General features: G+C 42.3%; 17 protein-coding genes. 7 read left to right on the forward strand and 10 right to left on the reverse strand.

From position 1 onward, the window contains the following. The first annotated feature begins 18 nt into the window (after positions 1-18). Positions 19-927, forward strand: coding sequence for a hydrogen peroxide-inducible genes activator (locus Q9G97_RS10945; RefSeq protein ID WP_305898841.1), 909 nt, complete (start codon positions 19-21; stop codon positions 925-927). 10 nt (positions 928-937) lie between these two features. Then, on the forward strand, positions 938-1,633 hold the full coding sequence (locus tag Q9G97_RS10950; protein WP_305898842.1) for a hypothetical protein: 696 nt from the start codon (positions 938-940) through the stop codon (positions 1,631-1,633). Here the strand turns inward: Q9G97_RS10950 and Q9G97_RS10955 are convergent. The 7 genes from Q9G97_RS10955 to Q9G97_RS10985 all read right to left on the reverse strand — a co-directional run bounded on the left by Q9G97_RS10955 (position 1,614) and on the right by Q9G97_RS10985 (position 10,143). Next, entirely contained in the window at positions 1,614-2,216 is a 603-nt protein-coding gene (locus Q9G97_RS10955; RefSeq protein ID WP_305898843.1) for a methyltransferase domain-containing protein, read from the reverse strand. The genes Q9G97_RS10950 and Q9G97_RS10955 overlap by 20 nt on opposite strands. A 37-nt stretch (positions 2,217-2,253) precedes the next feature. After that, positions 2,254-2,916: a M48 family metallopeptidase gene (locus tag Q9G97_RS10960; protein WP_305898844.1), complete on the reverse strand. Its 663-nt coding sequence runs from the start codon at positions 2,914-2,916 to the stop codon at positions 2,254-2,256. Between the two features lie 138 nt (positions 2,917-3,054). After that, on the reverse strand, positions 3,055-4,617 hold the full coding sequence (locus Q9G97_RS10965) for a DUF1513 domain-containing protein (RefSeq protein ID WP_305898845.1): 1,563 nt from the start codon (positions 4,615-4,617) through the stop codon (positions 3,055-3,057). A 73-nt stretch (positions 4,618-4,690) separates the two neighbouring features. Next, on the reverse strand, positions 4,691-5,833 hold the full coding sequence (locus Q9G97_RS10970; protein WP_305898846.1) for an imelysin family protein: 1,143 nt from the start codon (positions 5,831-5,833) through the stop codon (positions 4,691-4,693). Between the two features lie 79 nt (positions 5,834-5,912). Further along, positions 5,913-7,601 carry a di-heme oxidoredictase family protein gene (locus Q9G97_RS10975; protein ID WP_305898847.1) on the reverse strand — a complete coding sequence of 563 codons (1,689 nt, stop codon included), beginning with the start codon at positions 7,599-7,601 and terminating at the stop codon, positions 5,913-5,915. Positions 7,602-7,826: 225 nt separating this feature from the next. Then, positions 7,827-9,266 carry an imelysin family protein gene (locus Q9G97_RS10980; protein ID WP_305898848.1) on the reverse strand — a complete coding sequence of 480 codons (1,440 nt, stop codon included), beginning with the start codon at positions 9,264-9,266 and terminating at the stop codon, positions 7,827-7,829. Positions 9,267-9,489: 223 nt separating this feature from the next. Next, a complete protein-coding gene (locus tag Q9G97_RS10985) occupies positions 9,490-10,143 on the reverse strand; it encodes an OmpA family protein (protein WP_305898849.1) in 654 nt (217 codons plus the stop codon). Between the two features lie 471 nt (positions 10,144-10,614). On the opposite strand from Q9G97_RS10985, the gene Q9G97_RS10990 reads away from it, so the two are divergent. The 5 genes from Q9G97_RS10990 to minE all read left to right on the forward strand — a co-directional run bounded on the left by Q9G97_RS10990 (position 10,615) and on the right by minE (position 15,268). Further along, positions 10,615-11,568, forward strand: coding sequence for an acyltransferase (locus Q9G97_RS10990; RefSeq protein WP_305898850.1), 954 nt, complete (start codon positions 10,615-10,617; stop codon positions 11,566-11,568). 177 nt (positions 11,569-11,745) lie between these two features. Continuing rightward, the gene (locus tag Q9G97_RS10995) at positions 11,746-12,888 is read left to right on the forward strand and encodes a hypothetical protein (RefSeq protein WP_371747884.1); all 1,143 of its coding nucleotides are present in this window, start codon (positions 11,746-11,748) and stop codon (positions 12,886-12,888) included. Between the two features lie 77 nt (positions 12,889-12,965). Beyond that, positions 12,966-13,814, forward strand: coding sequence for a septum site-determining protein MinC (gene minC / locus Q9G97_RS11000; protein WP_305898852.1), 849 nt, complete (start codon positions 12,966-12,968; stop codon positions 13,812-13,814). Positions 13,815-14,165: 351 nt separating this feature from the next. After that, complete coding sequence (gene minD, locus Q9G97_RS11005) at positions 14,166-14,978, forward strand: septum site-determining protein MinD (protein WP_201570094.1); 813 nt, start codon at positions 14,166-14,168, stop codon at positions 14,976-14,978. A gap of 2 nt (positions 14,979-14,980) precedes the next feature. Then, entirely contained in the window at positions 14,981-15,268 is a 288-nt protein-coding gene (gene minE / locus Q9G97_RS11010; RefSeq protein WP_201570095.1) for a cell division topological specificity factor MinE, read from the forward strand. 143 nt (positions 15,269-15,411) lie between these two features. On the opposite strand, the gene Q9G97_RS11015 is transcribed toward minE, so the two are convergent. The 3 genes from Q9G97_RS11015 to Q9G97_RS11025 all read right to left on the reverse strand — a co-directional run bounded on the left by Q9G97_RS11015 (position 15,412) and on the right by Q9G97_RS11025 (position 23,778). Beyond that, on the reverse strand, positions 15,412-15,939 hold the full coding sequence (locus Q9G97_RS11015) for a cytochrome b (protein ID WP_305898853.1): 528 nt from the start codon (positions 15,937-15,939) through the stop codon (positions 15,412-15,414). 87 nt (positions 15,940-16,026) lie between these two features. After that, positions 16,027-16,602 (reverse strand): hypothetical protein, encoded by a 576-nt coding sequence (locus Q9G97_RS11020; protein WP_305898854.1) that lies wholly within the window; start codon positions 16,600-16,602, stop codon positions 16,027-16,029. A gap of 57 nt (positions 16,603-16,659) precedes the next feature. Next, positions 16,660-23,778: an Hpt domain-containing protein gene (locus Q9G97_RS11025; RefSeq protein WP_305898855.1), complete on the reverse strand. Its 7,119-nt coding sequence runs from the start codon at positions 23,776-23,778 to the stop codon at positions 16,660-16,662. Between the last annotated feature and the right edge of the window lie 77 nt (positions 23,779-23,855).

Genomic DNA, 23,855 nt, shown 5'->3' on the forward strand with positions numbered 1-23,855 from the left:
AGTTATTAAAGGATTTCTATGATTACTCTACGCCAACTCGAATTTGCTTTAGCCGTCGCCAAACACCGTCACTTCAAACGGGCAGCTGAAGACTGTAATATCTCACAATCTGCATTGAGCTTAGGTATCGCTGAGCTTGAAAAGCAACTGGATACGCAGATTTTCGAGCGTAACAATAAACAAGTACTTATCACCCCAATCGGGGAGGATATCCTAACTCGTGCTCAGCGGGTATTCTCTGAGGTCAATGACCTGACTACACGCGCGCAAAGCCATCAGACGCCATTAGCCTATCCTATGACTGTGGGCATTATCCCGACTATCGCGCCTTATCTACTACCCAAAGTATTGCCTGCCTTACGTCAGCATTATCCCGAATTTCGTATGACCATTATCGAGCAACAGACGGAGCGCTTGCTAGAGCAAGTACGTTATGGTCACATCGATACAGCTATTATCGCGCTGCCCTACGCAGTTGATGGGCTGCATAGCTTTGAGTTTTGGAATGAGGACTTCTTTGCAGTATTCCCTAAAGATGATGTCCATGCCGAGCTTGAAACTATTAATGCTGATGAGCTAGCAACGGCGAATCTGATGCTCCTTGGCGAAGGGCATTGTCTGACCGATCAAACCTTGTCAGTTTGTCACTTTGATCGGGAAAAGATGAAATCTAGCTTTTCTGATGCCAGTTTGAATACCTTAATTCAAATGGCCTTAGCAAAAATGGGCACCACTTTAGTACCGCAAATGGCATTGAGTCAGTTGCATTTGCAAAATCAGGATGCCATCGCTGTACCACTTGCCGAGGCAGGGCCGCACCGACATATTGCCTTTGTCACTCGCCTTAACTACGCGCGCGTTGATGATGTCAATCTACTGGGCGATGTGTTTAAGCAAGCGCTTGAGAGCGCTGCTAGCCAAGACTGAAGAGTGATCAATGACAACTAAAAAGATAAATAAAAGCTTGTCTTCACCACCACTGATTATGGATAGTCTCAGTAAGCACTTTACTGAGCACTTATTAGCTATCGACAATACTATTACGCCTGTTATTAGTCAGGCGTTGTGGCAGGATGTCGCCAATCATTACAGCGAGTATGTGCGCGCTTATCACAACTTGACTCATCTTCAGCATTTATTTGAGCAGTTTGCGCACCTACGAGATAAATTAGAACAACCGCACATCGTCGCCCTAGCGCTGTTTTATCACGATATTATTTACGACCCAACTCAGCCAGATAATGAGCTAAACAGCGCAAAATATGCTGTAGCGCAATTGCAAAATCATCTAACAGCTGAGCAGCACCAGCGTATCTATGCGCTAATTATAATGACGGCTACTCATCAACTGGGTGATAATAATGACAACATTTCAGATAGTGATGCCGCTTTTTTGTTAGATATGGATTTAAGTATCTTGGGTGCGGATTGGGCAGATTATGAGCGTTATGCCCAAGCAGTACGTCAAGAGTATGCGCACGTTGCTATCGATGATTATCGTAATGGACGCACTGCAGTTTTGGAAGGATTATTAGCCCATGATAGACTGTACTTAACCGATGATTATTATCAGCGCTTAGAGCATATAGCTCGGCGAAATATTGAATGTGAGATTACTGCAATTGCAGTTTAATAAATAGCTCACTACCTAGCCTTGCTGGATGCGAATTATAGCAAGGCTGCATAATCTCAATGTTAAAGTGCGATTGAAAACGCTGCTGATATGTCTCACTATTACCACCAAACGGCGGATGGTTATTACCAAAGTCTTTATCAAACAGCAATCCTACTAGCTTACCCTTTGGCTTCAATAATCGCGCCATCTGCTCTACATACTCGTCACGGCGCTCAGGGTTTATCGCACAAAAAAAGGTTTGCTCTAGTGCCCAGTCAAACCTATATTGCTCAGCAGAAAGCTCAAAAAAATCGGCACAAATGAGCTGATCTTTAGGAAAATTAGCATAGCGCTTAGCAAAATTAGCAATTGGCGCAGCAGCAAAATCAACTAACGTGACATTGTTAAAGCCTTGCTCATGCAAGTAACCTACTTCATAAGCATTGCCAGCACCTGCTACTAAAATAGCTTGATCTTTTGCGGACTCGGGTAACTGATCGATATATCTTTTAAGCGGTGGTGAAACCTCACCCATATCCCATTGAATACTATCGTTCTCATAGCGCTGTTGCCAAAACTTGGTTTGGTTAACGTTTTTCATAAGTTAGCCTTTTTTGTAATAGATTTACCTTTTATTCTCAATCTAATCTACCAGTCTTACCTGCCAGCATATCATGCCACTTTTTATAATCTGGCATTGCTTTTTCAACTGTTTGCCAAAAAGCGCGACTATGATTGGCATGATGCAAATGACATAGCTCATGGACGATAACATATTCAGTGCACTCAATAGGATATGCGGGCAAATATACCGAGAGCCAAATTCGCCGAGCACGAGTATTGCAACTGCCCCAACGGGTGTGCATTTTTTTAATACGGGTCTCTACAGCTTGAGCTTTGATAATAGGTTGCCACTTCTCAAATAAATCTGGCATCACTAGCGTTAACTGCTGACGATAATAGTCAAGCATTTGCTGATTGTTTAGGGTAAGGGTTTGCGCTACGCCCCACAGCATAATTGACTGAGAGGCTATCTTGGATATTGAGGCAAGCTGTTGTTTGCGCTCGTAATGCTTGAGCACTTGCTCATGATGAGTGAGTGCCCAGTCCACGCGTTTATCGATGGCTTGCGCTATCTGCTCTACGTTAATAGTTAAAGGTACAGATACGCTTAGCAAATTAGGTCTTAAGCGGAAGTTAATATTTTTGACACGTTTTTGCTGAATTTGCAGCTCGATATCTGCCGCTGCTAAGCGTTGAGTGATTGAGTTTAATAAGGACTTACCTGACTCTCTAGCCATTACGTCTACCTTAAATATCTACCTTATATCATTCAAAAATTAAAGTGAGTATAGATGTACTATGCGCATGGTTGATTAGGTTGTAATGAGAAATTGGTGCGCTGGGCGCACCCTACAAAGGCTCATAAAGGTCTACTATCAAAGCGCTTGCAAGTGATTATCAAAAGACATCTTATGATGCTGACTATTTTGGATAATTCGACCAGACACTTCCTCGTCTGCGCTATCATCTAACGCCATACTTTTGGTCCGTAAGGTGGTTAACTGGCCTTGCCCATCACTAACGATAAAGCCTGAACTTATGTCATTGGTATAATTCTCATCATTAGCACTGCCGTTGGCACTAGTGTTGAAAATGGCACTAGTAGTAGCGCTATTGGTCAAAATTGAAGCCCCTGCGCAATCAGGGAGATTTACCGCATCGATTAATTTGCGCGTGGTTAGATCGTAAATCGCCGCGCAGCCACCGATAGGTGTGGTGACACAAAGCTGATTTTTCTCGCTATCGACTGCGACACTGGCGATATACTGATGAAAGCGCTGCCATTGATTGTTCGGCATAATGAGTGGCTTAAACTCGCTATCACCGCGCGAGTGAGTCAATACTAGCGGCACATTGATATGCCGCTCCCCTTGGAACTGAATGCCGATCATTACTGTACCATCATCATGCATGGCTAAATGACGAATACTCATCTGATTATGCTCAGGGATAATCTGTTCCAACAGCTCACCGTTATGGCGATTAAGATAGACCAGTGACGGACGCATACTATCTAAATTTAGCTCATCGCGTGACGCTTGCTCGGTCTTTATACCGCCATTAGCGATTATCAAAGTCTCACTATTAGGATGCATAAGCAGCTCATGCGGACCGATACCGTATGAGTCAAACTCTGCTACTTTTTGACAGCTATCATTAACATCATAAATACCGATTTTGCCGTTTAGAGTGACGGTATCATTTTCGGTCACATATAGCTGTGATCCGTCTAAGCTATAACAAGCATGACCATAAAAGTGTCGATCCGCTGCCGCTTTTATCGCGTGTTTTACTTGTCCAGTAGCCGTATCTAATACCCAAAAACTCTCGCTTGGACGACGACCCATCACTATCACATCACGGTTTTCGCTATCGCTACATTGGCTAGCATTCGGCTGCACAACAATATCATGCACGCGCTCAGGCATCGTGGTCTGCCAAACGATTTGCCGATCGGCATCGATACCGACGACGCCGCAACAAGGCTCGCTGTTGCGCTCTGGACTAATTGATTTCTCACTGATAGATACTTTGGCAAGGGTTGAGCTCATAGGCTTTGGCATCGATGATACGCCACTTACCCAGCAAATTGGACGTGCTAGCATCACAGTAGTATGTCGCTTAGCTATATCATAATGATCGCTTGAACGATTTAGCGTAGCTAAGCTATCTTTAGGGTAGTTTTTGTAGCTCGATACCGCTTGCTGATAGGTGTGTTGTAAACGGTTAAGGGTTAAGTCTGGTGATACTGCTAAAGAGCGCAGCTGATAACGCAAGCCTGTTAAATAATCTTGCAAGCGCGCGTCCGCTTGCTGTTGTCTGCGATAGCGATGATGAATGCAGACTAAGGTAGCTGTCCCAAAAACCGTACCTATCGCCGTTTTTAAGACATTAGAATGTACTGCTAATTGTTTTTTAGACGTCTTATTTTCACTCATTATCAGCACCTCTTGTGTCAGATTGCCCAGCCTATCGTTGCTTAGCCTACAGTTGCCAGTTATCCACCCTAAATCAATCACCATCGTTACTATTAAAACCTACTCGTAAACCTAGAGCAGGTATCAACTGTCTTTTCATCAGGCGCGTCACTGTCGTTAAATGATCAAACAGATCCTGCTGTGCTGCTTTGTCAGCAGTAGCAATATCCTCTGGCATTTGCGCCAGTAACGTTGTGGTGTCACTAAGTGCCGTTGATAACTCATTACCGACGTTACTGTCTTGGTTCGTACTCAAGATTGCAGTTAATACAGGGTCAGTTAGCGCTTTATTGAGCGTGGCAATCTTAGCATTAATAATAGCTCGGCTCTGCCCTGCTGTAGACGCTGGCACATGACCTTTAGCTTTACCCGTCAGTCCTAATGGCTGATCGATAGCATTGGTCTTCATGATTTCAAGCAGTGACAGTAAGGAGTTAATCCATTGATTTAGACCTTGGTCACCCGTTGCTGTTTTATTGATTGCTAATAGCGTTGTTGCATTATTCTGCCAGTCTGTTGTGATGGTACTTAAGCGGTCGCTTAGTGCGCTACTGGCACTGATCACATAAGCGCACTGAGCTGCATCTAGACTATCCTTAGCATAAAGCGCTTCTTCTAATCCTGGCACTCCTTGTACAATAGCACTCTCACCTTGTAGTTGCGCTGGTGTCAGATTAGGATTAGCGGCTATCAGATCTGCAACGCCACTATGAATGAGTCCGCGCTCATCAGGATAATAATTAATATATAGATTGCTCATGCTTTCGGTTGCTGGACCGAAGTTAACCATCTCAGCTACTGCCCAAGCTTGGGCTAATACTAGCCATTGATCACGCAGTGCTTGCAGCTCATCACCGCTGACCGCTGTGCCTTGACAGTGCTTTTGTGCTAACTCATGGAGCAGAGTGCTTTGCTTAGCCGCATTCGCATACGCTGGTATGACAATATTATCCGCTACATGGGTTAAATAGCTCTTTTGCGTATCAGCGCTGATATCTACAGGAGTGATAGCGATAGCTTGATCATCAGTTATCGTCTCATTTATGGCGGTATCAGGCGCGACTACTTGGCTCTCAACGTCAGCGCTCTGATTTTCATCAACAGGCTTTACGCAGCTGATTAGTATTCCCGCACTCAGTGCCGATAATGCCATCATTAGGGCGTGATTCTTTTTCATAATGTTCTCTGTATTAGCCTGATAGTGGCTTAATGGTTCTATTTGTTAATAGCTAAAGCGGATAACTTTAGCTATACGCTTATAATGATTGTAAAAATGCGTTTAGCTCAGCACGGCCTTGCTCATCTAACTGGAGTACCTTTTGCTGCTGGGCTTTTGCCTCACCGCCATGCCATAGTACTGCTTCTATAAGTGTACGAGCACGACCATCATGCAAAAATGTTGCTTGTGAATCGACGGTCTGCGCCAGCCCTATACCCCATAACGCTGGAGTGCGCCATTCATAAGAGTTGGCCAAGAATTCAACTTGTGCGTCTTTTGACGGCAATTTACCAGCGATAGTCCGATCGGCTAGATCATCACCCATATCGTGCAACAATAAATCGGTATAAGGATAAATCACTTGTCCATGCTGCTCAAGATGATCATCGTCGGTTTTTGGCAACTGATAGCGTGGTGTATGACAGCTTTGACAGCCCATATCATAAAAGTGCTTTTTGCCAGCAAGCACCTGCTCACTATCAGCATCGCGGCGGTTCGGAACGGCTAAGTTACGGGTATAAAACTCAACGAACTTGACCACTTCATCGCTGACTTCAACAGGCGGCTTACCATTGCCTTGTTCATCAGCGCCTGTAGTTGCGTTTAGACAAGCCGTTTGCAACGGCGTACAAGATTCGATCGGTCGAATATTGGATGTTAGTCCCATATCTTCATTAAAAGCGCTTTGATTTTGCGTGACGAGCTTAGTTTGCCCTGCTTTCCAGCCAAAACGCCCTAATGATGTCTTGCCCGTTTGTGGGTCAAGCACCCAGTTAAATTTGCCACTAATAGCCGTGGTGTCTTTACTAGCGCTGTTATCGACACTGACCGCTTGCTTCTTAATATCCGCATCAGGTATCTGATCGAGTAAACCTAGCCCAATCATCGGCAGCGCAATGCGTGGTGAGACCATTAGCTCATCATCAAACGCGCCATAACCTGGATCAGTCAGTGTAAAAGTAGGCGCGCGTAAAGTCTCGATATGACCATCAGCAAAAGTAACGGGCTTGTCCGTCCACTGTACCGAGATACGCGCCTCAGCGGGCACACCTTGAATGCCGCGATCTTGCAGCTGACCGCCATACATAGGATGCACGACTTTTTCTATCATCGACTGTGCAAGTTGTTTCCGCTCTTCATCAGTACTTGCAGGCATCGCCAAACGTATCAGTAAACTGTCCGCATCGTCGCTACTAGTCATTGGTGCATGACCACGCCCATCTTTGATATGGCAGGACTGGCAAGCGGCAACATTGAACAATGCGCCAAGACCATCACGGCTATCGGTACTGGCAGGCGCGATCACCCAAGGTTGTTTAAAAAAGGCATTACCAACAAAAAAGTCACCTTTGCGTAAAGCCGTCAGGTTCGATGAAGGCTTAGAGTAACTCTCAGCGCTAGTAATAGTTACGCCTGTATCGCCACCTTGCTTGATCTCTTGCGGATCAAAAGTCGCCAGATGCTGCATCGATACGCCCGCTAAGCTTTCAACGGTTTGTGCGCGCTCAGTGGTGACAGATGAGTTATCAGCAACATGACTAGGTTGGCAAGCACTAATCGCGAGCGCGAATGATAGGGTTAAAGAGAGTTTGGTAGTCTGTGTAAAAAACGGCTTTGAGGTATTTGTTTGACGATGGTTAGATAAGAGTTGGGACTTATAATAGCTAAAATCTTGCTTGGTAGACTTGTGAATAAAAACTGATGGTAGCGCTTTTATTATATTCATATCTATAACCTGAGCCCAAATATAGAGCTATTAAAACGTAAACCAAAACACGCTGCTAATCACCATCAGCAACGTGTTTATTATACTTAAATAAATGGATTATGAAAACCATTCTCATTAACTAATAACGACTCGCTAGGCACGTCAGCTAATGAGCGACACAGTCGTAATACTACGAGCTTACAGTGCCAATCCATTATTATAAGCTTAAATATAAACTTAGAACTATGAACCTGCATCAGCATCTAAATTATCGATACCAATAGCGCTAGCTGCGGTTTCGATACCAGATGTCAGCTCTTGCAGACTATTAATACCGTTCTCAATCCAGCCTCGACGCTTGTTTTGCTCTTCAGATGAGATATTATATTTGCTAGCTTGAGATACAGTAGCGATCATTTGATCGACTTTGATACCTTGATTTTCACCTTTATCGACAATGACGTTAAAAGCATTATCTACTCGCTCAAAGTCAGCTGTTAGTTTATCCGCAGCGTCTTTGTGCTCAGTGTCTATTAGATATTGCTTGATGCCGTAACCACCAATCGACTTGCCAGCGACGGTTTTATAATTACCATTAAAAATATTTTGGATGCCGCGTGCATTATTAGCGTAGCTTAAATGGGTCAAATCACTAAAGCAATCGTGTTCATCTTCAGTTGATCCTGTGACAAAGGCCACTTGCATACGCTGAGAGGCCAGCTCACCTAAAGCTAAACTGCCCATTTGATACATAACCTGACGTACAGCATTGCCATCTCTACGCGCAATCATATCGCTACGCAAAGTATCGACACTCTCAGGCTGCCACTCGGCCTCCATTGCGGTTAGATCATCGACTAGTAGCTGAGTCGCAGCTTTTATATATTGGCCACGGCGCTCGCAAATGCTAGCGTCAGTATTAGTAGTATCACCGCTAGTACATTGACCATCAGCGGTTAGATAATCACTAACAGGGCGAATACCCGCTCCTTCGCCAACGCCATTAATGTCCTGACCCCATAATAAAAACTCTATCGCATGATAGCCCGTAGTGACATTCGCTTCACTACCACCTATCTCATTCATCTCAATTAATAATTCAGGGGTGATCTTACTGGTATCTTGCTTTAAGCTACCGACACTAAGGCTATCACTATTAATGATATTGTCCTGGCTATTATACTCCCCTTCATAGCTATCACTTACATAGTCGATCAGCGCCTCATCAAGTGGCCACGCATTAACTTGACCTTCCCACGCATCGATACTATTTAGCGCACGCTTATCATTGGCTACGACAAAACCTTCATCAAAACGGAAAACTTCAGTTTGTGAATAAGGCAGACGTGCCGCCTTATAGGCCGCTTTTGCTGCTTCTAGATTAGCTTCGTTTGGTGTATCTACATAAGTATTGACTGCCGTTTGCAATAGCTTCGCGGTATCAAGAGAATCCTTATAAGCATGATGAGCCATATCTGCATAGCTGATCAATAACCTATCGATATTCGCCTGCTCAGCATTCGGTGTTGGTGCTGCACTCTCTATAGTCGTCTCAGCTGCTGTAGTATCCTCTGTCTGCTTAGTACAACCTGCTAATAATAGTGTACCAGCAAGCGCGGCTGCCAAAGCACTCGGGATAAGCTTGCTCTTAGTTGCGATATTAGTTACGGTAGAAATTGTCATATATAGCCTCAAAAGCATTGATAGGTCTCAATGTCACAACATTCATTAAATCTCAGTGCTGTGAATTATAATGATATTGATAACGATTATCAACTATATATTAATGATTGATAATACTGCTAATCATTAACATATAAAATTCTCATAAAAAAAGGACAAAAAAAAGACCAATATTAAGTTGGCCTCTTTTTATCTAAATAAGCTATGTTAAAATTATTCTAAATTAGTTTACGCTACTTGGTGCATTGATAGTCAATTCAACACGACGGTTTTGTTGACGGCCATATTCGCTATCGTTACTAGCAACTGGACGTGACTCGCCATAAGCAACGACATTGATACGATTAGCTGGAACACCATTAGCCGTTAGATAATTCGCGACTGCATAAGCACGATCACGTGATAGACCTTGGTTATATGACGCAGCACCTTTACTATCGGTATGACCTGCGATAGTGACTGTATTTTGATTATACTGATTCATAGTCTGCGCAAGCTTACTAAGCGTTGGTCTAAATGATGCATTAAGAGTCGCATCATCGAATGAAAAAGTAATGTTGCCTGGCATAACTAAGTCAATGTTACCATTAGCATTTGGTGTAACCGTAACACCTGTACCTGCCATTTGCTGCTCAAGCTGCTTGGCTTGACGCTCCATATACAGACCAACACCAGCACCTAATGCAGCACCAATTGCCGCATCACGGCCAGTTTTGTCACCACCAGTCGCTTTAGATATTACAGCGCCGCCAGCTGCACCCGCTAGAGTACCTAATGCTGTTTTGTTTAAGCGCTGCTGTCCTGTATTAGGATCAGTAGTACAACCGCTCAAAGCTAAACCTGATGCTACTGCTACAACCATAAGTTGATTACGCATAATTTTTCCTCTTAATTTTGAAGTGAACTTTATAAATTTTGATGACTCTATACTACTTGTTATTAGTTACCACTTGTTATTAACAACTGTATATTAATAACAGGTGGTAGCGACTAGAGCTACTGCTAATATGCTTTATATCCGTCATTATTATGGCAAGCTCAATCTAACTATGTGTAATATTTTGTCATAACTCTGTATATAGCGTATACGATATCCTACTAATACCAAGTAAACCATGTATTAATAAAAAAATGTTTGCTAATAATAAGCTATATTAGTAAATAGTCTGTGCCAGTATAAGTTACGTTTATAAGCTAACTATGCTTTTTATTTCTGCTAAAATCACTTTAGTAATTTATAGCTTGAATAATATTGATAGCATTAATAGCTTATAGCGTTTTATACAGAGATTAATTTTTATCTCAAAAATACTTTGAATAAACTGACTTCGTCATACAAGGATTTTATATGAGTTTGGCTTCCACTATTCAAAAGCTGCATAAACGAGCGCCTAAACTTGGCAAGGCCGCCTCCTTAGTGACAGCAGCAACCGTCATTACGGGTAGTAGTTTTAGAGCGGGCCTTCCGATATGGGTTATGGGCGCAGCCAAAGTCATTACTGGCTCGCAAACCGCTGACGATCAAGTTATCAAAGTAACCAATCGTTGGATCGCTACGAACAATACCATGATAGATGACATGTTATTAGATAAAGACTGGCGGATCAATTTGCCCGATGATGTTCATCCCGATGGCAAATATCTATTAATCAGTAATCATCAATCTTGGGTAGATACTAGTATCGTGCAGTATATCAGTGCAAAGCGCTTGCCTTTAACACGGTTTTTTACCAAGTTTGAGCTGATTTACATTCCCGTCGTTGGGCAAGCCTTTTACTTTTTAGACTTTCCTATGATGCGTCGACACTCAAAAGAACAGGTCGCCAAAAACCCTGCCTTAAAGGGCAAAGATATTATCGAGGCCAAACGTGCCTGTGCGCTATTAAAGAACAAGCCCTTTACTCTGCTTAACTATTTGGAAGGGACCCGCTTTACCCCTCTTAAGCATGATAAACAAAAGTCGCCCTACACCCATTTATTGAACCCACGCGCTGGCGGCTTGGCATTGGCGATCAACGCTTTGGGTTCAGAGATTGATGGTATTTTGGATATGACTATTGTCTATCCTGATGGCATACCGACTTATAGTGATTTGTGGAAAGGTAACATCAAGCGCTTAGGCGTAGATGTGCGCCATATTGAGATGCCAAAAGACTTATTTACTAGTATCGAAGAAGGTAGCTTTGAGCATGATGATACTATCAAAGAAGAGTTGTTTGATTGGTTAGCTGGCATTTGGCAGCAAAAGGATCAGCTCATCAGCACTATGCGTGCTGAATTTGAACCGTTACCCAAAGCATAGTTCTCTAGGGCGTTTTCAACACGCCCTAGCGTCCAAATCAAGCTATGTTTGAGCGTTTTCATCACGAATTACGCTATCAGCGCTAGCATATCTGCTTTTGTAACGTTATTATTGCAGCAAAGTTATCTGTTCATAGGATGACGCTACTGCAATAGTAAGCTTTAATTAATAAAAGGTATGACTGTGCCCGCCTCTTCTAACGCCTCTTTAATAGATGCAAAGCTTGCGTCTAATGCTTCTATATCAAATGCCTCTACGCAGTCAGCCGATTCACCAGCTACTGGTCCATCCAATGCGGGTCTAAGTCCCCAGCGCCCTAATAAACCAAGACCGAGCCGCCTTAAGCTCACTTATGATATTGTTATGCTCATCGCTATTAGTATTGATCTGCTCTTGATCAGTATTGATGCTATATTGATGAGCAACTTTAGTAGTGAAGTGACTCGCTGGCTTACGCTTAGCAATACTTTGAGCTGGTATCAAGATACTTTGCATATACCTCTGCGTACCGCTGGCGGGTTTTTTACTATATTTTTGATCTTGGAGCTCTTACTACGCTGGGCTATTGCTATAAAGGATCAAATCTATTATCGTTGGTTTTTCTTCCCCTTTATTCATTGGTATGAAGTATTGGGCTGCTTTCCGCAGCTACGGGCGCTACGTCTGTTTCGGGCAGTAGTGATAGGTCGACGGCTACATCAGCTGGGCTATCAAGTATTGCCGCAGCCATGGATCAATCGCATAAAGTTTTATATTAATATTCTACTAGAAGAGCTGTCCGATCGTGTCATTTTGACGACTATTCATAACTATAAAGAGCAGCTAACCGACTCAGCAATGCAAAAATCGCTGATTCAAAAGCTAGTCGATCGTAATCGCGATGATATGGAAGCGGTATTACTATCACTGTTGCAGACAGAACTGGCGCCGCAGCTGCAAAAGCTATCTGGCAAATCAGCTGGTGGTGCTTTGATTGCCAATGAGGTTGGCCTGGCGATTGAAGATGGCATAGCCAATACTCCTGAGCTACACCGATTGCTAAGGCTCATCCCTATTGCTGGCAGCTTGATCGAATCGCAACTACAACAAATCGGTCATAGCGTCGGTGAGAACGTCGTCTACTCGCTAAATGAGCGCTTACTAGATCCTGAGCTTATCGATACCCTACTCAAGACTGTAGCCCATAGCATCGCTTATATGGACATTAACAATACTGAGCTTGATACCTTAATCGCTAGTATTATTGCCGATAGCTTGACCGAATTTGAAGCGCAAATAAAAGTACAGCAATGGAAGCATCATGATATGTTGAGATTTTAATACTCTATACCCTACCCTTTGATGACAAGATAAATAAAGCAACTCTAGCATTACCCGTATTTTTAAGGATTACTACCATGACAAATTCGGCAACAAATGATCAATCACCACCTGCCATGGCTTTTTTTGGCAAGATGCTGACCTTTTCGCGCATACAGTTAATCACTAATGATCTTCATGCTATCGATGCTCAGCTGGCCACTATGCTCAGTAATAAGACCAGCAATATGCCAGTGATTATCGATAGCGATATTGAGCAAGATCTGCCCGCCCTAACAGAGCTCTTGTGGTCTTGGGGTCTACAGCCTATCGGCGTAGTAAAAGGCTTATTAGAAGATCAAGCTCGCATCCAACGCTTGGCTATCTTTCCAGGTGATGGCAAACGTATTGAGCGCATCATATCTACTCAAAAGTCAGCAGTACAATTACAAAGTAATACGGCTAATTCTAAAGAGGCTCACAGCTCTGATAACGATAACAGTATCAGTGCTAACAACAGTGCTAATATTCAGGCAGGTGCAAACGAAGATTCAAACGCTAGTCCTGCTATAGCTACTTCTTCTGAAACTATAATCAGTACTGAGCAAATCACCAGCCTTATCTATGATCAAATGCTGCGCTCTGGTCAAAGTCTCAATCATGTCGGTGGCGATTTAATACTAACCAATAGTATTAATAGTGGCGCTGAGGCCATTACCGATAATAGTCTACACGTCTATGGTCGCGCACAGGGGCGACTAGTAGCAGGCGCTACGGGTGATAAAGACGCACGTATATTTTGCCAAGTTTTTAACCCTTCACTAGTATCAGTCGCAGGTACTTACTGTCTGCGTGATAATTTACCCGAAGGCATTATCGATAAAGCCGTACAAGTACGCTTTATTGAAGGTGAAGGCTTAGTGTTTAAAGTTATGGAAGATGTGTAGCTGATTAATGGCTCTATTATTTATCAGTCTTATTGCTAATATTTATATTTATGCCTTGCTTAATGTTGAAGTAAGTTTAATCAACAAGACTATGCTACTATAATTTATTAATTGGTCCATCATATACACTCTCGGTAGTAGGTTGTACCAAAAAGTATTGCTCAATAACGTATTCGTTCTGATTGCTGATGTTTGTTAATGACTGGCTATAAATTTATAGATATATATGCTAGGCTTACGCTCGCAGACAACAAATGTACTGATAGGTATTGTTAGTAGATTCATCAGTTTACAGATACTTATGTTGTTTTATTTAATAAAAATCTCATTGATTGATAGGAGTGTGCCATTGTGGCGAAGATTGTTGTAATCACTTCAGGTAAAGGTGGTGTGGGTAAAACCACCACTAGTGCTTCTTTTGCCGCAGGACTGGCGTTACGAGGCTATAAGACAGTGGTTATCGATTTTGATGTAGGTCTACGTAATCTAGATTTGATCATGGGCTGTGAGAATCGTATTGTTTATGATTTTGTTGACGTTATCACTGGTAATGCTCGCCTGTCACAAGCACTAGTCAAAGATAAGCGTTTAGATAATTTATATATTCTTCCTGCCAGTCAAACTCGTGATAAAGATGCACTAACAGATGAAGGCGTATCTGAGGTGATGGCTGAGCTGTCAAAACAGTTCGATTATATTATTTGTGATTCGCCTGCTGGTATTGAGCGCGGCGCGCAGCTGGCTATGTATCACGCTGATGAAGCTATTATCGTCACTAATCCTGAGATCTCATCTGTGCGCGACTCGGATCGTATCATAGGGATTTTGCAAAGCCGCACCAAAAAGGTTGAAGAAGACCAAGGATCTATTCGCGAGCATCTTATTATAACGCGCTATAATGCGGAGCGTGCTGCTGCTAATGAGATGATGAGTATTGACACTATCTCTAATGACATCTTAAAAGTGCCGTTATTAGGAGTGATACCTGAGAGTCATTCGGTGCTAGAAGCTTCAAACCACGGTGAGCCTGTTATTCATTATACCGACTCAGTAGCTGGACAGTGTTATGACGATATTGTTGCGCGTTTTTTGGGTGAAGAGCGACCACTGCGTCATATTGATATAAAGAAAAAGAGTCTACTACAGCGTTGGTTTGGAGGTTAATAATGAGCAAGAAAAAAGGGTTTTGGAGTAATTTATTTGGTACTGATGATCGTAGCTCTGGTAGCGCTAATATGGCGACTGAGCGTCTCAAGGTAATTGTGGCTAGCGAAAACCGCTTAAACAATCGCTTAACAGCCGATCGTATCGAAAAAATGAAACGTGAAATACTAGAAGTCGTCAATAAGTATATTAATGGCGTACAAATTGATGATGTCAATATAAACCATCGTTCTGAGGATGCTCTCGATGTGTTAGAGATGAACATCAGCTTACCTGAACATAAAAAGTAATCTGATGAAATCGCTAAGCTATAAAACCGATTATCAATAGCAAAAGCCCCAAATACTATAATCAATAATGATAGTATTTGGGGCTTTTTTATGCGGCTATTTTTATTTGTGCTTATAGTTATTAAGCTCAATTATATTGAAATCTACTTCATACGATTGATCAGCTTATCTTTTAAGATAAATTGATGATACAGCGCCGCGCCAACATGTAGTAGTGTAAAAGCTATAATCATCGGCCAAATAATATCGGTATGAATATCATTAAAAAGACGCGCTAAACTACGATCAGGGGTCACAAAGACTGGTATTTCGAACAGTCCAAAAATATCTACTGGTCGCCCGCCATAAACGGACATCAGTAGTCCAGCTATGGGCATAGCAATCAAGATCGCATAAAGTACAAAATGATTTAACTGCGATATCAATAGTTGCCACTTGGGCATAACAACAGGTGCAGGCGCTCTAGTTAATAAACGGTTGAGGACTCGTGCTATCATCCAACACAGTACACTGATGCCAAAAGCCTTATGTAGACTAATATATAGCTTAGTATCCGTATACTGATATAGCAGCATCAATAGCCAAGTCACTAATAATAACAGGGCACTAATCCAATGAAATACTTGACTGCTAAGGGGCCATTTATTTGAGCGTATATTGGTGCTATTCATTATCTACCTTCTTGTGCGCTAAACCTAACTTATATAAATACTCATTTGACCAAACGGATTATATAGTAAATAGAATAGTATTCAAGATTATCTCGAACCGTTCAAATCAATCAAATGATGCGCTATTTTGTCCAAATCTGGTATCAAGTACTCAACATTGTCGATTAGTACCATTTGGTACAGATAAGAGGATACTTCGTTTTCATTTAAAGGTTGTTGAGTGCTTTTATTATCAGAGTCATCCTTAGACTGAGCTTTACTAGATTTCTTTGCTTGATGCTTATTATATTCAGCGGTTAAGACAGGCTGATGCTGGTATTTTTTAGGTAGCTCTATATCTTTGACTTCAGAGATGCGCAGCTTCGCTTGGCGCAACTCACCTGCCGTTTGCAGAGCTATACGATGATTAATAGTATTACCTTCTAAGATAATAATTTTATCAACGTCTTGTTTTTGCGGTAACAGGTGAAAAACGGCTATTTCTTGTCGTTGCCATAGATAAGTCCAAACTCGTTCTTGCTCCTCCTCAATATTCAGAATCAAACTGCTAGGAATAACCCAAGCAGGTTGACCCATAGCAGGAATCATTGTCACCGCCAACATACCTTTATCAGTCGTCAATAGGCTGACTGCTTCAAACGAATGCTTGATGATCTGGTCCATAAGATACTCACAATCAATAGAAAATTTATCTGAATATACTTTTTACTCATAGATGGTCTAGCCATCATAATCTAAACGTACTTCACTATCTAGAAGCTTGTTTATCTTCTCAAGCAGTTGTATTTCTTGAAAAGGTTTACCCATATAATCATCGACACCTACTTCAAATGCGCGCGTACGATGTTTTTCCCCTGTACGCGAGGTGATCATAATAATGGGTATTAATTGCAGGCGTTTATTATGACGAATATGAGTTGCAACCTCAAAACCGTCCATTCTAGGCATTTCAATATCTAATAAAATCAAATCCGGTACGGTCTCTTGTAGAATCTCAATCGCATCTACCCCATCTTTGGCAATCATAACATTAACCCCTTGCCGCTCTAAAAATCTTGAGGTGACTTTACGTACCGTTACCGAGTCATCAACGACCATAACCGTTGGTCGCCTCTTAGTATCAGCAGCATTAACCTTGAGAGTAGGCTTCACAGCTTTTGATAAAGAAGCATTACGCATCAAGGCAACTAGATCCAAAGCCAGCATAACAGAGCCGTCACCCATGATAGTAGCTGCTGACATTCCTGTGATATGCGACAGTTGACGACCTAAAGGCTTAACCACCATCTCAATACGCGAACCTGAGATCTGATCCACTAGCAGAGCGATATTTTGTCCCGTGCGGCTCTTTATAATGACCAAAGGTAGGCTGGTATTGGTATTCACTATCAGCTCACTAAATTTACTACCTGAGAGGATCTCATTGAGATAACGAACACGATATGCTTGATCGTCAATGGCAAGCATAGCGGCACCTGACTTAAAATAATCATAGAGCTTTTCAGAATTAACTCTTACCACTCGCTCAATCTGCACCAATGGAATCGCATAATAGCCATCAGCCACTCGCACCACTAAGGCATCAGTAATAGCCACTGATAAAGGCACGCGTATCGTAAATTGTGAGCCTTTATTAGGCTCAGACGACACTGACACTACCCCGCCCAGCTGACGAATTTCACTGACGACGATATCCATACCCACGCCACGTCCAGATATTTGAGTCAACTGATCGGTGGTGCTAAGACCCGCGTTAAAGACATACTGCATTATATCCAAATCGCTAAGCGTATGATCATCAACATCGATTAAGCCTTTACTAACCGCTTTTTTGCGTACCGCTTCGACATCGATGCCACGTCCATCATCCTTTAGGTGAATGACCACTTCACTACCTTCACGCAGGACTTCTAAAGTAATATGACCACTAGAATCCTTACCTGATTTTAGGCGTGTCTGAGTATCTTCAATACCATGATCGACCGCGTTTCTGATCATATGCTCAAGGGGTGAGGTGATACGTTCTAAGATGGTTCTGTCCATCTCATCGTCAGCGTTGATAATCGTTAAGTCAACAGATTTGTCTAGCTCATTGGCCGTTTGACGTACGATACGCTCCAAACGCGGAGTCAGACGAGTAAAAGGAACAATGCGCGAACTCATAAGACCATCTTGCAACTCTGTTTGAGTACGCGCTAACTGCAATAGCAGGCTTTCGTTATCTTGAGTCTTTTCTAACAAAGTATTATTAATATCCACCAAATCTGATGCTGATTCGCTCAAAGACTTGGATAATTGGTTCAATGAGGAATATTGGTCCATCTCCAGTGGATCAAAATCTTCACTATCAATCAGTTTTTCATCTATTTGCGATAGTATCTGTACTTCTAGCTCCAGCTCCATGCGCCTGAGCTGATCGGCCAACCGCTGCACTGTAGTACCCATCTCTTCAATACTATTGGTCAAGCTGGTCATACCCATATCAATACGCGTACGGTTGATCGCTGACTCGCCAGATAGATTGATCATATGTTCAACTGAGCTACTAGGTATGCGGATTACCTCAGCAGTGCTAACGCTCTCAACTGGTTCAGAGAAGTTGCCTGACATCGATGGCATCTCACTGACATCGATGGCTATGTAGTGTTTTTCTGAGCCTTTTTTGGCGTTTAATATCGTTTCGCGTAAATCATTGAGCGACTCATTGGGAATTTTTTTGAGACTATCAGACTTACTGTTGAATTGCTTTAAAGCTGCAATAAATGCGACGGGAGTTGGTGGATTAACACGCTGTTTTAATACAAAAACAGCGTCAACGATCCAGTCATGACAAGCGGTCAACAGCTTTGAGGCCATCTTAGTAGCGGGTCGACGGCGAAGGGCCAACTCTTCGTATATACTCTCCATCTCATGCGATAAATCGGCGATACCATTAGCTCCGACCATACGGGCGCCGCCTTTGATGGTATGTAGGTCTCGCTGTAATGATTGCAGTGCTTCAGTATTATGATTATTAGTCAAAAACAGCTGTAAACTCTTATTACTACTGCTAATGAGCTCTTCAGCTTCTTCTAGATAAAGCGCTAAGATATCAGCGTCAGGCTGTTCATTAGGCCATGATTCTGCTATCAGCTCATTTATACTAATTGCTGATGTCGACTCGCTATCTTCTTCTGTCTTTAATAAGCTTGCATTATCCTGAGCTTCAGGTGCTGGTATTGTAAGACTAACGTGATAAGGCAGTTTTCCCATTTGCAAGAACTTTCGACATTGCTCAATCAGCTCAAGCGCAAAAAACGACTGTTTGGCAGTTAATAACTGATCAATCTGTAAAACTAAAACATCCTGCAGTTTTTTTACGACGTAGGCCCATTGCATAGTCGGACTGATATCATCTTCTATGAAACGTTCATATATATCAACTATCTGATAAGTAAGCTCACTGACACTATAGATACCTGCCATCTGCGCGCCACCTTTGATAGTGTGCGCGTAGCGTTGTAGTTTTTTTATCGTAGCTAAGTTTTCGATATCATCACACCAGATATCTAAAGTGTCGCTAATAGCCTCATTTAACTCTTGCGCTTCTTCTAAAAATATCTCCAACAGCTCAACATCAGTGTCAATAATCTCAATGTGCAGCTCGCTTGCCTGTTTGCTTGCGACATTATAAGTATCTTTGGAAGATTGAGGGATAAGAGGTTGTTGAGAGGAGATAGCGAGTAGGCTCTCAAGCACTTGCTGATCAATTTTTGGCGACATACTAGCCGCTAATGCATCAAACAGCCCAACCAGCTGGGCATGTCCGCTTAGCAATACTTGCTGTATAGCCGTATCGATAGCTAAGCTCGGATACTTATATAAGTGATGATAGACACTATCTAAGGCTTCAAGGAGCGGCGGAAACTTCGGTAACTCTAAAGTCTTAGCTGCCAATCTAGCTATTTGTTGACGCTGCTGATGAATATAGGTCTGTACTGATTGCAGATGCTCAATGCTTGGATTAGCATCATTTATATCACTGAGCTTATGATCATCCTCATTCTTAGCATCAGCATCAAGCATATTGGACGTTGCATTCTCAGATTTTAGTGCAGATACTAATTGCCACTCGGCATCTAGGAGTCCGTCAATACCTAAGTCTAATAGCTGCGCTGCGCTCAATTGACTGTCAATCATAACAGGTAATTCATCAGACTCATCAAGCATAGCCTGTAGTGAGGCCAAGTCATCATCACTGTGCGTCTCTTCGACAACGCTATTTTGCTGCTTTAAGCTTGAGTCATAGCTGTCTAGATATCCTTTAATCAAAGATACCGATTGAGTCAGCGCCTGCAAGTGTTGCGGTGTCATAGGAATATCTTGCTGCTGCAACTGCTCTAGGCTATGCTCTATAGTAGCGCTAACTTCGCTGATAGCGACCAAAGCGCTTGAGCCTGAAGCGGCTCGTAACGTATGAAAAGCTCGCACGATTTGATCGCTGACTTTGACTCGGCGCTTATGTTTATACTTCTGTACAAAATCATCTATCTCTTGTACTAGGCTCTGTGCCTCTTCGATGAATATCTCACAAAGCGCTTGCTCCTCCTCACTTTGCGGCGCTATTATGACAGACGCTTCTGCCATAATCTCATTGACTGAATAGATAGTCTGGAGCATAGGATCGATGTTATCACTATCACTGCTACTCTCATCATAGGTATGGCTTTTATCAGTTTCGTCAGCTTTACCAGTTTTAGAATCGCTACGCTCATTAGCCAAGGCGTAAGCTTGTATATCTGAATAGCTAAAGGTGTCTCCTTGCTTTTGGCTATAAGCAGTAGCACAAGCTATCCATAATAAGACGTTAGCGGGATAGTCTATTTTACTTTCAGCAAAAATAGCAACCAGCTGCGGATAAGCACTTAAAACATCGCTAATCAGACTTTGTATGTCTGTAGATACTAGGATACTAGACTCTAATACTCTATTAAGAAGATTCTCAATTGACCATGCCAGCTCAGCACTAGTATTTGCACCTACCATACGCCCTGAACCTTTTAGGGTATGAAAGCCGAGTCGAATCTCTTTGAGTTTTGTCAAATCATTAGGGGCGTTTTGCCATTGCTCATTCAATGTTGTGATATGAGCCAGCACCTCTTGGGCTTCTTCGATAAATATCTCTTTGATATCAGGATCGGCATCGCTTGAATCAGTAGGCAACGGTGTTGCTTGTTTTATAAAAGGCGCAAGCGCTACTGGAAGGCTAGAGTCCGAGTTTGTTGGGCTTAGACTGCGCTGATTATTAGTTATAGAATCGCGCTTGATAGCCTTTTTTGTATCAGCATCAGCAGTATTGACACTGACTTTATTGGCACTGTCTTTATTAATAATATCATTATCAATACTGTCGTTATTATCATTGGGCTTTGGCTCACTTTCAGTGCTACTTATCCCTTGAGATAATGGCAAACCTGCGATCAAATTATTGCTTTTTAATATAGTATGAGCCAAGTCAATGCTCGGTTGCTGCTCGTTAGAAAAGTCATCAATCAAAATCGTTACTTGCTCTTTAGCCTGCAATACTAACGTTATTAAGTCCTCAGTGACTAATAAGGTATTATTGACGACTGCACTGAGTAAATGCTCAACTGTCGCAGCTAGCGTGCTGATGCCAAAAGCGCCGGCTACCTTTGCTGACACTTTTAAGGCGTAAAAGTTACTTCGCATCTCTGTTAAAGCAGTCAAATCCTGCAAGTCTTGTTGCCATGTCAGCAAAAGGCCCTCTAAATCACTAACAACCTCTATCGCCTCTATAATGAAAAGACTACGAACCGCTTTATTCATCTGCAAATTATCCGCTTTTATTTTTGTTCGAACCAGCTGTAAGGCAGCACTCTCCGATGGTTCGTTCTCTCGCTGTTGCTGACCATTTTTATCACTATTAGTATCAGTAGCGCCAGAGTTAGTAGTGGCGCCATCATCACTCATAGTTTTATTAGTTGTGTTCTTGGCTGTTGTAGCATCCGTAACCTCTCCACTATCATCATAGCGCACGACAGCAGTCGCAGCATTATCTGTGCTGTGCCCAACTACTTGCCATTTATCTGCTTCAAAATCAGCATCTGGCGTTGCCAGTCTCACCGTTAATAAGTGTTGCGCTTGTTCAATATAATCATACGCTTGTTGCACTAGATACTGATCTAATACTTGCTGGGCCCAATAATCCAGCAAGCGCTCGAGAATAGCTATAATTGCTGCTAGTGCTTGGGTTAGCTCTATGCCAATAGAGTTGATGTTATGCGTAGTAATTTGCGCAAATAAGCTATCTAACTCATCGCTAATTTGTTGTAATGAAAGTACCCCCATCTCTGCTAGCACAGTATTAAGATCAGTAGTAGCGCTAGTAGATGCCTTTAACGCATCGGGATGGCTTTTGATATTATCAGTGATATTTAGCTTAATATCTGTAAAAGCTTGGCGTAGCCTCGCTAGCGAGTTTTTGTCACTATCTTCTGTCAGTTCGTCGTCTATTAATTCGTCGTCTGCTAATTCATCCAAATTTTGTCGATTGCGACCTATAATATTAGTACTGGCATCATTGATAACTGGCCGCCCGAGATAACTAGAAATAGCATGCTCAGTATCATATATAATGCTACACAGCTCTTGCAGTTGACGCTCAATCTGCCACTGCATTTGCGAAAAAGCGTCTTCTGAATTCATACTAGCCGTAAGATCTGTCAGAATTTGAGCGACTTGGTTTTCATATAGCAGCCAGCCTCTTTGCGCCAACTGTTCCTTTAGACGCTGTAGAGGGTCTACTACAGCCTGCGGCTCATCAAGCGTAAATATTATAGTCTCAAGCTCAGTCAGCATATAGGACAAAAAACGCACCTCTATATCAGCTTGGCGCGTCAGCTTATCAAGCTTAGCCTGAATACTCTCGTCAGTGGTTGCTAAGCTAAGCTGTAGATAAATATCTGTCGCTAAACGCTCGACAAGCTCATCTTGATTAACCAAAGTGTTTGGCTCAATGGCTATCTGTAAGACTTGCTCTAATCGCAACAGTAGTGGATGAATCTGCTTGGAAGACTGTGGTTGGCTCATCAAACTGCTCAACCATAGTTCAGTTAGGAACCATAGGCGCTTGTTATCGATAGCCGTAGCTGCCAGCTTGGCCTGCCATAGACTACGACAAACCTTGATCAGCGCTTGTATAACAGGGGCTTGTTTGTTATCAACTAGTGACTCAGCCAGCAGTTTTTGCGTTTGCTGCTGCCACGCTTTTAGTAATTGCTGATATTTACTAGTTTTTAATGCTGGATTGGTCTTATGTTTTGGAATGATAAGATCAATATACTGAGTAAAGCTCACCGTGGCACTATCAAATCCGCTAAGCTGATAACGCTCATTGTCAATATGTGCTATCTGAGAGGTAATGGATTTTTCATGCCGCAAAGTTGACTCTTTTGGCGTGAGCATTTGAGTGAGCTCAGCGATAGTGCTATCAATAAGCACACGACGATAGCTACCCGTTTGTACAAAAAATATTAGCTCGTTTTTTAATAGATTATGAGCAAACGTACCCAATCGTTCTGAACGTTTTGACTGCTCATACGATATTTTAGAGGCTTTAGCCAATTGACTAAGCTTACTCGCCAGTAAGCTCAATCTTGGTAAGTCTGCTATAAGCAATACTTGAGCAATTTGTTTATAAGACTGTATTGTATTATTAGCCTTCAGATCACCTTTTAAGTCACTATGGTGCTGCCAGTTGTCAGACATTTGTGATAGTTGCTGGTCTAGCAATGGCAATAGCCATTCAAGCATCACAATTTTGTTGGACTGGGTATTCATAGGATTATCCTGACTTGTTAAGGCGCTAATTCTTACCAGCTATCAATTATGATACTTATAGCTAATGCTCAGAGGTC

This window comes from Psychrobacter sp. M13 (genome assembly GCF_030718935.1).
In the GTDB taxonomy this organism is placed as follows: domain Bacteria; phylum Pseudomonadota; class Gammaproteobacteria; order Pseudomonadales; family Moraxellaceae; genus Psychrobacter; species Psychrobacter immobilis_G.

What these genes read in the sequence shown, in the direction of transcription:
- Q9G97_RS10980 (WP_305898848.1), bottom strand. Translation starts at nt 9,266, where the DNA reads ATGACAATTTCTACCGTAACTAATATCGCAACTAAGAGCAAGCTTATC.
- minC (WP_305898852.1), top strand. Translation starts at nt 12,966, where the DNA reads ATGACAAATTCGGCAACAAATGATCAATCACCACCTGCCATGGCTTTT.
- Q9G97_RS10985 (WP_305898849.1), bottom strand. Translation starts at nt 10,143, where the DNA reads ATGCGTAATCAACTTATGGTTGTAGCAGTAGCATCAGGTTTAGCTTTG.
- Q9G97_RS10995 (WP_371747884.1), top strand. Translation starts at nt 11,746, where the DNA reads ATGACTGTGCCCGCCTCTTCTAACGCCTCTTTAATAGATGCAAAGCTT.
- Q9G97_RS10970 (WP_305898846.1), bottom strand. Translation starts at nt 5,833, where the DNA reads ATGAAAAAGAATCACGCCCTAATGATGGCATTATCGGCACTGAGTGCG.
- Q9G97_RS10955 (WP_305898843.1), bottom strand. Translation starts at nt 2,216, where the DNA reads ATGAAAAACGTTAACCAAACCAAGTTTTGGCAACAGCGCTATGAGAAC.
- Q9G97_RS10960 (WP_305898844.1), bottom strand. Translation starts at nt 2,916, where the DNA reads ATGGCTAGAGAGTCAGGTAAGTCCTTATTAAACTCAATCACTCAACGC.
- minE (WP_201570095.1), top strand. Translation starts at nt 14,981, where the DNA reads ATGAGCAAGAAAAAAGGGTTTTGGAGTAATTTATTTGGTACTGATGAT.
- Q9G97_RS11015 (WP_305898853.1), bottom strand. Translation starts at nt 15,939, where the DNA reads ATGAATAGCACCAATATACGCTCAAATAAATGGCCCCTTAGCAGTCAA.
- Q9G97_RS10990 (WP_305898850.1), top strand. Translation starts at nt 10,615, where the DNA reads ATGAGTTTGGCTTCCACTATTCAAAAGCTGCATAAACGAGCGCCTAAA.
- Q9G97_RS10965 (WP_305898845.1), bottom strand. Translation starts at nt 4,617, where the DNA reads ATGAGTGAAAATAAGACGTCTAAAAAACAATTAGCAGTACATTCTAAT.
- Q9G97_RS10950 (WP_305898842.1), top strand. Translation starts at nt 938, where the DNA reads ATGACAACTAAAAAGATAAATAAAAGCTTGTCTTCACCACCACTGATT.
- Q9G97_RS10975 (WP_305898847.1), bottom strand. Translation starts at nt 7,601, where the DNA reads ATGAATATAATAAAAGCGCTACCATCAGTTTTTATTCACAAGTCTACC.
- Q9G97_RS11025 (WP_305898855.1), bottom strand. Translation starts at nt 23,778, where the DNA reads ATGAATACCCAGTCCAACAAAATTGTGATGCTTGAATGGCTATTGCCA.
- Q9G97_RS11020 (WP_305898854.1), bottom strand. Translation starts at nt 16,602, where the DNA reads ATGGACCAGATCATCAAGCATTCGTTTGAAGCAGTCAGCCTATTGACG.
- Q9G97_RS10945 (WP_305898841.1), top strand. Translation starts at nt 19, where the DNA reads ATGATTACTCTACGCCAACTCGAATTTGCTTTAGCCGTCGCCAAACAC.